Genomic DNA, 12820 nt, shown 5'->3' with positions numbered 1-12820 from the left:
TTCGAAAGGAGCGCGTTATGCCGCTCGGACCGCTGCGGCAGGTCGCTGTCGTCGGTATCGGCCGGACCGAGGTCGCCCGGGTCTCCCCGCGCAGCGCCCTCGACTTCTCGGCGGAGGCGTTGCGGCTGGCACTCGACGACGCCGGGCTGCACCGCGACGACGTCGACGGGCTGTTCACCAACGTCGGGTTCCCCCTCGCCGTGGACTACGACCGGATGGCCGAGGCGTTCGGCCTGCGGCTGCGCGCGGCCATGCAGACCTGGAGCCACGGCCGCTTCGTGGGGCCGGCGCTGCAGGCCGCGGTGCAGGCGGTCGCGCTGGGCACCGCCGAGGTCGCCGCGTGCGTGGGCGGCGTGTCGTTCTCCGGCCTGGGCATCGTCGGGGGCTCCGGGGACGTGGAGGGCCTGCGGCAGGGCGGAGGTTCACACGGCGAGTTCCCGCAGTACGGGATGACCGCCCCGGGCGGGGGCGCTGCGATGGCCTTCAGCAGGTACTGCGCCCGCTACGGCGCCGACCCCGAACTGATCGCCGCCGTCCCGCTCGCCGCCCGCCGCCACGCTCGGCTCAACCCACACGCCCAGATGACCAAGCCACTGGAGCTCGAGGACTACCGGGCACAGCCGTTCATCGTCGAGCCGCTGCGCCGCCCTGACTTCGCGCTGCTCAGCGACGGCGGCGGCGCGCTGCTCGTGACCACCGTGGAACGCGCGCGCGACCTGCGCCACCCGGCGGTGATCATCGGCGGGATGCAGGGCCTGCACGCCGGGCACGACGAGTTCATCTTCGCCCCGCCCGGTCTCGGCGTCTTCTCCCAGGGCGACGCACGCCACCCGGTCACCCCCGCCGACAACCCCGTCTACGGCATGGCCGGCCTCTCCGGGCCCGACGACGTCGACGTGCTGACCCTCTACGACGCCTTCTCCCCGAACGTGGTGTTCGTGCTGGAGCGCTTCGGTTTCACGGGCGAGGGCGAGGCTCTGGACTGGATCCAGGGCGGGCGCATCGAGCTCGATGGCGAACTGCCGGTCAACACCGCGGGCGGGCTGCTCGCCGAGGCCCACCTCTGCGGCTGGGGACACATGGTCGAGGCGGTTCGCCAGATCCGTGGTGAGGCCGGGGAACGTCAGGTCGAGCGGTGCGAGGTCGTCCAGTGGGCGACCCCGTTCGGCGATTCCGTGATCTTCGAGAAGGACCGGTGATCTCCTCGTGAGCAGCTCCCGACCCCTCCCCGCCCGTTATCCCGAGGACGTCGAGCACCTTGACGGCGCCGCTCGCGGCGAGCTGCGCATCCCGGTCTGCCACACGTGCGGGCACGCGTTCTGGCCGCCCGGACCGGTCTGCCCGCGAGACTTCGGAACCGACGTCGGCTGGGTGACCGATCCCGGCACCGGCCGGGTGAACTCCTGGGTGCGGTTCCACAGGTCGTACTTCGCCGGGGACGCCGTGCCCTACGTCGTCGTGCAGGTGCGGCTCGACAGCGGTCCGCGGCTGACGACGACCTGGAGCGGAGCCGACGACCCACAGATCGGCGGCGCCGTCGTGGTGTCGTTCCGTGAGCTCGGGGACGGTGGCGCGCTTCCCGAGTTCGGGCCGGTGCCGTCGTGACCGCCGGGCGCGAGGTGGCTGCCCTGGTCGGTCCGACCGGGGTGTGGCTGGCCGCGCTGGCCGAGCTGCCCGCGGCCGACGCCCTCGGTGTGGCGCGGGAGATCGAGCAGCTCGGCCACCGCGCGCTGTGGATCGGCGAGTCGCCGGCGCACAAGGAGGTCTTCACCCACGCGGGCCTGCTGCTCGCGGGCACCGACCGGTTGGTCGTCGGCACGGGAATCGCGACGATCTGGGGCCGCGACGCCACGGCGACCGACGCGGCCGCCCAGACTCTCGGTGAGGCCTACCCCGGCCGGTTCGTCCTCGGCCTCGGGGCGAGCCACGCCGAGGCGGGGCGCGGTCAGGGCCATCACCGTCCGCTCACCGCGCTGCGGGAGTACCTCGACACGCTCGACACCCATCCCTACCGCGGGCCGGTGTCGGACGTGGCCGTCCCGCGGGTGCTGGCCGCGCTCCGCCCGCGGATGCAGGAGCTCGCCCGGGACCGCGCCGACGGAGGGTTGACCTTCTTCGTGCCGCCCTCGCACACCGCCGCGATGCGTGACCGGATCGGCCCGGCGGCCTTCCTCGGCGTGGAGCAGGCCGTCGTGGTCGATCCCGATCCGGCCACCGCACGCGCGACCGCGCGTGCGCACGTCGCCACCCGGCTGCGGCTGCGCAACTACGTCGCGCACCTGCATGCGCTCGGCCACCCGGAGAGCGATCTCGCCGGCCACGGGAGCGACCGCCTGGTCGACGACCTGGTTGCGTGGGGGGACGCGGAGGCCGTCGGCGCCCGGGTTCACGCGCATCTCGCGGCCGGTGCCGATCATGTCGCCGTACACCCGCTCGCCGCGGCCGGGGACGTCCCGGGCCAGATCCTCGACCAGCTCCGCCTGCTCGCGCCAGTACTGGTTGCGACCGCTGCCCGGACCTGACGACCCCGGACCTGACGACCGCGTCGGCCGAGCTGCGCCTCCCGCGAACGAAGGAACCACCACGTGACCGACCGCGCCACGCGCCCGCATGCCCTCGACGACCGCTACCGCGTCGTCGACGGGCTCGTCCACCTGACCGGCGTCCAGGCCCTCGCCCGGCTGCCGCTCGACGTCCGCCGCGCCGACCGTCGCGCCGGGTTGCGCACCGCTGCCTTCGTCTCGGGTTACGAGGGATCGCCGCTGGGCGGATACGACCTCGAACTCGGCAGGCAGGCCGCGCTGCTCGCCGAGCACGACGTCGTCTTCCGGCCCGGGGTGAACGAGGAGCTCGCCGCCACCGCAGTCCAGGGCGCCCAGCTCACCGCCCGCTCCGCCGACCGCCGGGTCGACGGCGTGACCGGCTACTGGTACGGCAAGTCGCCGGGCCTGGACCGAGCCGCGGACGCGCTGCGACACAACACGTTGATGGGCACCAGCCGCGCCGGCGGGGCGTTGGCCCTCGTCGGCGACGACCCGGCGGCGAAGTCCTCCACGGTGCCGGGCTGCTCGGAGCCGCTGCTCGCCGACCTCGGCATGCCGGTGCTCTCTCCGGCCGATCCGCAGGAGGTGCTCGACCTCGGCCTGCACGCGGTCGCGCTCTCCCGGATCAGCGGGCTGTGGGTCGGGTTCAAGATCGCCACGAACGTCGCCGACGGGACCGGCACCGCCCAGGTGCACCCGGAGCGGATCGTGCCGGTGCTCCCGGACACCGAGATCGACGGGCGGCCCTTCGTCCACGAGCTGACCGCCCGGATGCTGCAACCCGACCTGGGCCGCCTCGAGCGCAGCCGAGACGGCGCTCGCCTGGAGCTGGCCAACCGCTATGCCGCCGCGAACTCGCTCAACCGGATCGCGATCAGCAGCCCGGACGACCGGGTCGGGATAGTCGCCGCCGGGAAGACCTTCCTCGACCTGCGCGAAGCGCTGCGCCTGCTCGGCCTCGACGACGCCGAGCTCGGCCGTCGCGGGGTGCGCCTGCTGCAGCTGGGTCTGGTCCATCCGTTGGAGCCGGGGATCGTGAGGCGGTTCGCCGTAGGACTGCGTGAGATCGTCGTGGTGGAGGAGAAGCGGTCCTTCGTCGAGGCCGCGCTCAAGGCGCTGCTCTACGGCACGTCGGCCGCCCCGGCCGTCCACGGCAAGCGCGGCCCGGACGGCACCGCACTGCTGCCGGCGGACGGCGAGCTCGATCCCGACGTCATTGCCACAGCCCTGGGCCGCCGGCTGCGCGAGCACGGGGACTTCCCCTCCGTCGACGCCTGGGCCCAGGCCCGCCGCCCGGCGCGGAACCGCATCGACCTCCCGCTGGCCACCCGGACCCCGTACTTCTGTTCCGGGTGCCCGCACAACTCGTCGACCCGCACCCCGGACGGCTCGCTCGTCGGCGCCGGCATCGGCTGCCACAGCCTCGTGCTGATGATGGACACCGGCACCACCGGCCAGATCACGGGCCTGACCCAGATGGGCGGTGAGGGCGCCCAGTGGGTCGGGATGGCGCCGTTCCTGAACCGGCAGCACCTCCTGCAGAACATCGGCGACGGCACCTTCCACCACTCCGGCAGCCTCGCGGTCCGCGCCGCGGTCGCGGGCGGGGTGAACATCACCTACAAGCTGCTCTACAACTCCGCCGTCGCCATGACCGGCGGCCAGCAGCCCGCCGGGGGCATGACGATCCCGCAGATCACCCACGCAATGCGCAGCGAGGGCGTCCGCCGCATCATCATCACCACCGAGGACCCGCGACGGTACCGACGCGCCGGCCTGGCCCCCGGGGTGGAGGTCTGGTCCCGCGACCGGCTGACCGAGGCGCAGGACACGCTCGCCCGCACCGAGGGCGTCACCATGCTGATCCACGACCAGGAGTGCGCCACGGAGCTGCGCCGCAAGCGCAAGCGAGGCCTCGCACCGGAGCCGCCGCAGCGGATCGTGATCAACGAGCGGGTCTGCGAAGGGTGTGGGGACTGCGGGGCGAAGTCCAACTGTCTGTCCGTCCAGCCCGTCGCGACCGAGTTCGGCCGCAAGACCCGGATCGACCAGTCCTCCTGCAACAAGGACTTCTCCTGCCTCGACGGTGACTGCCCGTCCTTCCTGACCGTCCTGCCCGGCCGGGCCGCCGGCGCCGCGCGCCGGGCCGCGCCGATCGGAGCCGAGCTGCCCGAACCCGAGCCGGTCGTCACCGCGGACCGGTTCACCGCCCGGATCCCCGGGGTCGGCGGCTCCGGAGTGGTCACCCTGGCGCAGATACTCAGCACCGCGGCCACGATCGCCGGTCTGCCGGTGCGCGCCCTGGACCAGACCGGGCTGGCCCAGAAGGGCGGCGCGGTCGTCTCCGACGTCCGGATCGGCGACACCGCCGCCAACAAGGCGACCGCGGGGACGTGCGACCTCTACCTCGGCGCCGACATCCTCGTCGCCGCGGACCCCCGACAGCTGGCGGTCGCCGCTGCCGCTCGCACCGTCGCCGTCGTCTCCACCGCCCAGGTGCCCACTGGCGCGATGGTCACCGACACCACCGTCGGGTTCCCCGACCCGGCCGAGCTGCTCGACCGCATCGGCGCGGCGACCGACCCCGCCACGCTGCACGCACTCGACGCCCGCGCCCTCTCCGAGACCCTCTTCGGGCAGGACCAGTACGCGAACCTGCTGCTCACCGGCGTCGCCCTGCAGGCCGGCGCACTGCCGATCCCGGCGGCCGCCATCGAGGAGGCGATCACCCTCAACGGCACGAAGGCCGACACCAACGTGCAGGCCTTCCGCCGCGGCAGGCAGTTCGTCGCCGACCGCGCCGGGTTCGACGCCACCGTCCGGGCGCTGCGCGGCGAGCCCGAGCTCCCGGCCGAGCCCCCCGCGGAGGTCCGGTCCCTGATCGAGCGCGTCGGCGCCGAGCCGGGCTCCGAGCTCGCCCGGCTGCTGGCCATCCGGGTCCCCGACCTCGTCGCCTACCAGGACCTCGCCTATGCCCGGCGCTATGCCGCCGACCTCGCCCGGCTGCGCCGTGCGGAGGCCGCCGCCGTGCCCGGCTCCTCGGCACTCACCGAGGCCGCGGCCCGCCACCTGCACAAGCTCATGGCCTACAAGGACGAGTACGAGGTGGCGCGGCTGTCCCTCGACCCGGCCCAGGAACGCGAGATCCGGGCCCGGTTCGGCGCCGACGCCCGGATCGCCTACCGGCTGCACCCACCGGTCCTGCGGGCGTTGGGGATGCGCCGCAAGCTCGAGCTCGGGCCCTGGTTCCGGCCCGTGTTCCGGACGCTCGTGGCCGCGCGGCGTCTGCGGGGGACCGTCCTCGACCCGTTCGGTGCCGCCACGGTCCGCCGGACCGAGCGCGCGCTGGTCACCGAGTACCGGGAGGTGCTCGACGAGCTCGCCCGCTCGGTCCGCCCCGACACCCACGCACTCGCCGTCGAGATCGTGAACCTGCCGGACCTCGTCCGCGGCTACGAGGAGGTCAAGATGGGCAACGTCGTCCGCTACCGCACGGCGCTCGCCGATGCGCTCGCCCGCTTCCGCGCGCCCACCCCGGTGGGGGAGCCGTGCTGACCGCCACGGTGGTCGAGGCCCTGCACCGGGTGCTGCCGGCGGACCGGATCCTCGACGATCCCGACGTGCTCGCCGCCTACCGGCACGACGAGGCGGCCTGGGCCGAGCACGGTCGCCCGGCCTGCGTGGTACGCCCGCGCACCGCGGAGGAGGTGCAGCAGGTGGTCCGCGCCTGCCTGCACCACGGCACCCCGGTCGTCCCCCGCGGCGCCGGCACCGGGCTGTCCGGCGGTGCGAACGCCCTCGACGGCTGCGTGGTCCTGGGCACCGAGCAGATGGCCACGATCCGCGAGATCGACGTCGCCGAGCGGCTCGCCGTCGTCGAGCCCGGGGTCGTCAACGACGACCTCCGCGCCGCCTGTGCGGAGCACGGCCTGTGGTACCCGCCGGACCCGGCGAGCGCGCCCTGGTCGACGATCGGCGGGAACGTCGCCACCAACGCCGGCGGGCTCTGCTGCGTGAAGTACGGCGTGACCCGGGACTACGTCCTGGGGCTGCAGGTCGTGACCGGGACCGGCGAGCTCGTCCGGATCGGGCGGCGGACCGCGAAGGGCGTCGCCGGCTACGACCTCACCGGTCTGATGGTCGGGTCGGAGGGCACGCTCGGGGTCATCACCGAGGTCACCGTCCGGCTGCGGCCCGCTCGCCCGCCGGAGCGCACGGTCGCCGGGTACTTCCCGGCCCTCACCGCGGCAGGGCGTGCCGTCGCCGGGGTCGCCGCGGCCGGATTGACCCCGTCGGCCCTGGAACTGATCGATCGCGCCACCCTCGTCGCGGTCGACGACTGGAAGAACATGGGCGTGTCCGCCGAGGCCGACGCCGTGCTGCTCGCCCGCACGGACGCACCCGGGGAGGCCGGCGAGCAGGAGGCCGAGGCGCTGCTGCGCTGCTTCACCGAGGCCGGCGCGAGCTGGGCGGCCGCGTCCTCCGACGCAGCCGAGGCCGACGCCCTGTTCGCCGCCCGACGGCTGGCCTACCCGGCGCTGGAACGGCTGGGTCCGGTGCTCACCGAGGACATCTGCGTCCCCCGCAGCGCAGTACCCGCCATGCTCGACCAGATCCAGATGATCGGGCGGCGACACACGGTCCAGATCGCCACGGTGGCCCACGCCGGAGACGGCAACCTGCACCCGGTGCTCGTGGTTCCGGCCGGAGACGAGGTGGCACGGGCCCGCGCGGAGATTGCGTTCGACGAAATCCTCGACGCCGCGCTCGCCCTGGGTGGCACGGTGACCGGCGAGCACGGCGTGGGCCTGCTCAAGCGAGCGGGCCTGCGAAGGGAGCTGCCCGAGCCCGTTCTGGCGATGCACGCCGCGGTGAAACAGGCGCTGGACCCGCAGGGGATTCTCAACCCGGGCAAGGTGATCGCGTGCGCGCCGCCGTGCTGAGGCACACCGGGGGGCCGGACGTCGTGGGCGTCGAGGAGATCGCCCGCCCCCGCCCCGGACCCGGCGAGGTCCTCGTACGGGTCGCCGCGTGCGGGCTGTGCGGGCACGACCAGGCCGACCGGGCCGGGCTGCTCCGGATCCCGCTGCCCGCGGTGCTCGGCCACGAGATCGCCGGGTTCGTCGTGGAGACCGGCGAGGCGACGTCCCGCTTCGCCCCCGGTGACCGGGTCGCCGGCAAGCAGTTCGCGACCTGCGGGCGGTGCGCCTGCTGCACCGGCGCCGACGAGCTGCGCTGCCCGGAGCGCGCCTTCACCTACGGCGGCTTCGCCGAGTACGTCGTCCTGCGCGAGTCCAGCCTGCTGCCCGTGCCCGAGCACGTCGATCTCACCAGCGCCGCCGTCGTCGCGTGTGCGGTGGGAACCGGTCTGCAGGCCCTGCGAGGTGTCGCCCGGCTTCGCGCGGGCGAGTCCGTGCTGGTCACCGGGGCGGGCGGGGGTCTGGGCCTGCACGGGGTGCAGGTCGCGGCCGCGCTCGGGGCCCGGGTCGTGGCGCTCACCGGCGACCCCGGCAAGGCCGACCGGCTGCGCGACCTCGGCGCCGACGAAGTCGTGATCGCCGGGAGCACGGCGTGGCAGGCCGTCCTCGCGGCGACCGAAGGGCGCGGCGCCGACGTCGTGCTGGACAACACGGGGCACCCGGACGTGTTCTCCCACGCCTTCCGCGGCCTCGCCGACCGTGGCCGCTACGTCCTGACCGGCCAGGTCGGCTCGCAGCCGCTGCGGCTGCACCCGGCGTTCCTCTTCGCGAAGGACGCGACCCTCGCCGGCTCGGGCTCGACACCGATGTCGACGTTCGTCGACGCGCTGGGGATGGTCGCCGACGGGCGGGTCACCCCACTGGTCACCCGCTACGCACTCGACGACATCGGGCGCGCCTTCACCGACCTCGACGAGCGCCGCGTCGTCGGCCGCGCCGTCCTGGTCCCCACCACCGGAGGACCGTCATGACCGCCGGGCTGCGCGCCGCCGTCGTCGGTGTCGGCACCACCACCTTCGGCAGACTGCCCGGTCTGTCCGCCGACGACCTCGGCGGCTGGGCGCTGCGCGAGGCGCTCGCGGACGCCGGCCTGACGGCGGCCGACGTCGACGGGCTCATCACCAGCCGGGTGAGCAGCTACGAGGCGATCGCCGCCGATCACGGCATCCAGCCCCGCTGGGTCTCCCATCTGCCCGCCGAGGGCCGGATGAGCGGGGTGGCCGTGCACACCGCCCTTGCTGCACTGGCCACGGGGCAGTGCCGCACCGTGGCGCTGGTCTACGGCAACGACGGTGCCTCGGCCCGAGCCACCTACGGCGGCGCCGGCGAGGGATACGGCACCTCGGCGTCGCTGGTCCTGCCGTACGGGATGACCTCGCCCGGCGCGTTCTACGCGATGATGCTGCAACGCCACCGGGCGAGGTACGGCACCTCCGAGGAGCAGCTCGCCACGATCGCGATGACCTTCCGCGACCACGCGCGCCTCAACCCCAACGCCGTGATGCGCAAGCCGATCTCGCTGGAGGACTACCTCGCCTCCCGGTTCGTCGTCGAGCCGATGCACCTGCTCGACTACTGCCTGATCAACGACGGCGGCGCGGCGATGATCCTCACCGTCCCCGAGGCCGCGCCCGACCACCCACGCCCCCCGGTCTACGTGCTCGGCGCGGCCCAGGCCGGGCAACTCGTGGAGTCCGACTTCCCACCGGACGACTTCTGGGCGGGCGCGCTGTCCTGCGTGGGCAGGCGCGTCCTCGCCGCCGCGGGCCGCGACCGTGCCGACGTGGACGCCCTGATGATCTACGACAACTTCAGCCCCAACGTGCTGTTCACCCTGGAAGGGCTCGGCTACTGCCCGGTGGGGGAGTCCGGCGACTTCATCCAGGGCGGCCGATCGGCCTCGGCGGCGCACTGCCGGTCAACACCTCCGGTGGGCACCTCTCCGAGAGCTACATGCAGGGCTGGGGACTCAGTGTCGAGGCCGTCCGCCAGCTGCGCGGCGAGTGCGGCGCGCGGCAAGTCGAGGGGGCGTCGCTGATCCAGTGGGCCTGCTCGTCACCGGTCGTCACCTCGGTGATGTACGGGAAGGAGCTGTGAGTACCGTGCCAGCCGAGCCGACCGCCGCCCGCCTCGAGCGCCACCTGCACGGGCTGCGGCACGGCGAGCTGAGGATCACCCGCTGCTGCGCCTGCGGGCGGGCGCAGTTTCCGCCCCGCTCGGTGTGCCCCGGCTGTCACACGGCCGGGCCGTTCGTCTGGGAGACCGCTTCCGGGCGGGCGACGATCTGGTCGTTCTGCGTGTTCCACAAGGCCTACCTCCCGCCGCCGGCCCCCCAGCCGCCGTACACGGTCGCCGTCGTCGAGCTGGTCGAGGGGCCCCACCTCGTCACCAACGTCGTCGACGCCGACCCGACCACGCTGCGCGTCGGCGAAGCCGTTCTCCCCGTTTTCGGCCCCGGCGGCGCCGCCGAGGTCCGCTTCCGGCCGGAGCGGGGGACCCGATGACGCGACCGCTGCCCGATATGCACGTCGTCGAGTGCGCGAGCTTCGCCGCCGGGCCGACAGGCGGCATGACCCTGGCCCAGCTCGGTGCGGACGTCGTCCGGATCGACCCGCTCCGCGGCAGCAGTGACCAGCATCGGTGGCCGGTCGCGCCGAGCGGGGCGAGCTACTACTGGGCGTCGCCGAACACCGGCAGACGTTCCGTCGCCGTCGACCTGCGCTCCGCGGAGGGACGGGAACTCGTGCTCGCCCTCATCGCCGCCCCCGGACCCGGCCGCGGGATCCTCGTCGACAACGTCGTCGGACGGCCATGGCTGGCCCCCGAACGCCTGCGCGAGCGCCGTACCGACCTGATCCACTTACGCGTGCAGGGGCATCCCGATGGACGCCCCGCGGTCGACTACACCGTCAACGCCGAGGTCGGCGTCCCGTCGATCACCGGGCCCTCGCCGAGGGCCTCGCCGTCGACCATCTCGAGGGCCACTACCCCCGATCCGGAGGAGTAACGGTCACAGCCGACGGCACCGTCTTCGTCACCGCCGACAAGGAGAACTCCGTCTATGCCATCCACCGAACCTGACTCGGCAGAGCTGCTCGAGCGGCTCCGCACCCGCGTCCGGCTCGGCGAGCCCGGGGAGCGACTGCCCTCCGAACGACGTCTGGCCGATGAACACGGTGTCGGTCGGGCGGTCGTCCGTCAGGCCCTACGTGAGCTCGACATGGCGGGCCTGGTCAGGACGCGCCGGCAGTCCGGTACCTACATCGAGGAGCAAGGGGGAGCGGTCTGGTGAGCCGGCTGCGGTTCGGAATCAACCTGCTCAGCCCGTCCGACCGCGTCACGTGGCAGGACCGGTGCCGTCGGGCCGAGGATCTCGGGTACGACGTGATCTCGGTCGCCGATCACCTCGGCATGCCCGCGCCGTTTCCCGCCCTGGTGGCGGCAGCGGCCGTGACCACGCGGCCGCGGCTGTCGGTGTTCGTGTTGAACACCGGCTTCTACGTCCCGGCCTTGCTCGCTCGTGACCTGGCCACGACCGACCAGCTGACGGACGGGCGGCTCGACGCAGCCCTCGGCGCCGGCTACGTCAAGGACGAGTTCGACGCCGCCGGCCTGCGCTGGGGAACCGCCCGCGAGCGCGTCGACCATCTCGAGCGGACGACGCTCGAGGTACGCCGGCTCCTCGCCGATCCCGAGCACCTCCCGCGGCCCCGGCAGACCTGCGTGCCGCTGACCATCGCGGGCAACGGGGATCGTGTCCTCCGGTTCGCCGCCCGGCAAGCCGACACCGTCGCCCTCAGCGGCGCCGCTGAGGGCAACCGCCCGGGGCGTCTTCGCCTGCTCCGGTACGGCGAGCTGACGCACCGGGTCCGGCACCTCCAGCGACACGCAGACGGCCGCCCAACACCTCCCGAGCTGAACCTGTTGATCCACGCTGTGGCGCTCAGCGGATCCCGCCGCGAAGCCGCCGCTGCACTCCGACGCTTCGACGTCACCTGGTCCGAGGGGGAACTCGCTGACGTTCCGACACTGCTGGTCGGCGCCCCCACCCAACTCGTGGAAGACCTAGAACGGCTCCAGGCCGAACTGGGGATCGGCTACATCACTGTCCCCGAACCAGCGATGGAGGACTTCGCCAAGGTCATCAGCAGAGTTCGATGATCGATCTTGCGCTCAAGGGTTGTACTTCCGTGGAACCAGATGTGGCACGAACCTGCGCTCAAAGAGGTGCTCAGAGACACGTGAGCATGCTCTTCGGAGACTGTTGTGCTGGTAGACGCGTTGGCGGACGTGGATCCGTTGCCTTCCGAACTGGCTACGCGGGTTCGATTCCCGTCGCCCGTTCCACGCTCGACCAGCGGTTGCGGTCTCGGGAACCGGGGTCAGGGCAGCCGCGGGGGATCACACGGGGTGCGAAACCTCGCTCATCCTGCTCCCATGCCGCGACGTTCCGGCGCTGGCGACAGCCGCGCTCGCGGGTCCATCGAGACCCGCGCCAACGGGTCGCTATGCGTCTCCGTGTATGCCGGGATCGAACCCGTCACAGGCCGACGCCACTACCTGCGCGAGGCCGTCCCCGCCGGGCCGAGGGCGTGGCGCGAGGCCGAGGACGTGAAGAACCGGCTGTTGAGGGAGGTCGCTGCCAAGCGCAACAAGCTCCGGCACTCTGCCGCGCGGGACCGCGTGCCGTGCTGATCTCGTCATTCCTGTACGGCGCGGCACATATCGGCATCATTGCCGCAGGCGTCGACCCCGTCCTCGTCGGGGTCTATGCCCTGAACATGGTGGGAATGAGCGTCGCCTTTGCGGCCGTCGTCGTGGTGACCGGCACAATCTGGCCACTGGTGCTCATCAACGCCGCTATGCAAATCCCGTTTTTCTTCGAGCCGGGAGCGAATTCGCGTCCGGGCGTCGTCGCCATTGTGATCGAGCTGGTAGTGGGCGCGCTTGCCGCTGGCTACGGCATCTGGCTGCTGCACCGCCACCAGGACCGGCACGCCGACCACTCCGAGGACGGCCAGTTCTCAGCACCCCAGCAACCACCGGCCGTCTGGTGCTGAGCACGTCGGTGCATCACGTGTCGAGCTCGATCATCTTGACGACGCCTCGGACTTGGCCCTCGGCCCGGCGCATCCGCGTGAGGTGGGCTGTGCCTGGCGCCCATGCGAGGGGCCGGGCCTCTCACACCGTTGGCCGGGTCTACTCCTCGACGGGCGTCGAGGGAGCCCGCACCAGTTCGCAGCACCCCACCCTGCATGAATCATCAGCGTTCACGTCCACGCTGTCGCGGTCGAGGCG

11 protein-coding genes and 2 pseudogenes are annotated in these 12820 nt (G+C 73.0%); 12 read left to right on the top strand and 1 reads right to left on the bottom strand.

Annotated elements, in window-relative coordinates; translation table 11 throughout:
• Nucleotides 1-17: 17 nt before the first annotated feature.
• The 12 genes and pseudogenes from ABD990_RS00140 (at nucleotide 18) to ABD990_RS00090 (ending at nucleotide 12582) form a co-directional block, all read left to right on the top strand.
• Nucleotides 18-1199, top strand: a complete 1182-nt coding sequence (locus tag ABD990_RS00140; RefSeq protein ID WP_345377535.1) for a thiolase family protein — start codon at nucleotides 18-20, stop codon at nucleotides 1197-1199.
• A 7-nt stretch (nucleotides 1200-1206) separates the two neighbouring features.
• On the top strand, nucleotides 1207-1605 hold the full coding sequence (locus ABD990_RS00135; RefSeq protein ID WP_345377534.1) for a Zn-ribbon domain-containing OB-fold protein: 399 nt from the start codon (nucleotides 1207-1209) through the stop codon (nucleotides 1603-1605).
• Nucleotides 1602-2522, top strand: coding sequence for a TIGR03620 family F420-dependent LLM class oxidoreductase (locus ABD990_RS00130; RefSeq protein WP_345377533.1), 921 nt, complete (start codon nucleotides 1602-1604; stop codon nucleotides 2520-2522). Before ABD990_RS00135 ends, ABD990_RS00130 begins: the two co-directional genes overlap by 4 nt.
• Nucleotides 2523-2585: 63 nt before the next feature.
• Nucleotides 2586-6098, top strand: coding sequence for an indolepyruvate ferredoxin oxidoreductase family protein (locus ABD990_RS00125; protein WP_345377532.1), 3513 nt, complete (start codon nucleotides 2586-2588; stop codon nucleotides 6096-6098).
• Nucleotides 6092-7486: an FAD-binding oxidoreductase gene (locus ABD990_RS00120; RefSeq protein WP_345377531.1), complete on the top strand. Its 1395-nt coding sequence runs from the start codon at nucleotides 6092-6094 to the stop codon at nucleotides 7484-7486. The genes ABD990_RS00125 and ABD990_RS00120 overlap by 7 nt, the downstream gene beginning before the upstream one ends.
• On the top strand, nucleotides 7468-8493 hold the full coding sequence (locus tag ABD990_RS00115; protein WP_345377530.1) for an alcohol dehydrogenase catalytic domain-containing protein: 1026 nt from the start codon (nucleotides 7468-7470) through the stop codon (nucleotides 8491-8493). The genes ABD990_RS00120 and ABD990_RS00115 overlap by 19 nt, the downstream gene beginning before the upstream one ends.
• A pseudogene (locus ABD990_RS00110) lies at nucleotides 8490-9619 on the top strand (thiolase family protein). The gene ABD990_RS00115 and the pseudogene ABD990_RS00110 overlap by 4 nt, the downstream one beginning before the upstream one ends.
• 5 nt (nucleotides 9620-9624) lie before the next feature.
• A complete protein-coding gene (locus tag ABD990_RS00105; RefSeq protein WP_345377528.1) occupies nucleotides 9625-10026 on the top strand; it encodes a Zn-ribbon domain-containing OB-fold protein in 402 nt (133 codons plus the stop codon).
• The gene (locus tag ABD990_RS00100; RefSeq protein WP_345377527.1) at nucleotides 10023-10529 is read left to right on the top strand and encodes a CoA transferase; all 507 of its coding nucleotides are present in this window, start codon (nucleotides 10023-10025) and stop codon (nucleotides 10527-10529) included. Before ABD990_RS00105 ends, ABD990_RS00100 begins: the two co-directional genes overlap by 4 nt.
• Nucleotides 10530-10583: 54 nt before the next feature.
• A complete protein-coding gene (locus ABD990_RS34250) occupies nucleotides 10584-10814 on the top strand; it encodes a winged helix-turn-helix domain-containing protein (protein ID WP_425569328.1) in 231 nt (76 codons plus the stop codon).
• Nucleotides 10811-11683 (top strand): TIGR03621 family F420-dependent LLM class oxidoreductase, encoded by an 873-nt coding sequence (locus ABD990_RS00095; protein WP_345377526.1) that lies wholly within the window; start codon nucleotides 10811-10813, stop codon nucleotides 11681-11683. Before ABD990_RS34250 ends, ABD990_RS00095 begins: the two co-directional genes overlap by 4 nt.
• Before the next feature lie 527 nt (nucleotides 11684-12210).
• Nucleotides 12211-12582: a hypothetical protein gene (locus ABD990_RS00090; RefSeq protein WP_345377525.1), complete on the top strand. Its 372-nt coding sequence runs from the start codon at nucleotides 12211-12213 to the stop codon at nucleotides 12580-12582.
• Between the two features lie 13 nt (nucleotides 12583-12595).
• Here the strand turns inward: ABD990_RS00090 and ABD990_RS00085 are convergent.
• Nucleotides 12596-12664: pseudogene (locus ABD990_RS00085) on the bottom strand (metal-sensing transcriptional repressor); the annotation flags it as partial.
• Nucleotides 12665-12820 lie beyond the last annotated feature (156 nt).

Source organism: Pseudonocardia yuanmonensis, from assembly GCF_039542425.1.
GTDB lineage: Bacteria > Actinomycetota > Actinomycetes > Mycobacteriales > Pseudonocardiaceae > Pseudonocardia > Pseudonocardia yuanmonensis.
The sequence above is the reverse complement of the archived record's forward strand: the minus strand, read 5'-3'. Positions and strand labels throughout refer to the sequence as shown.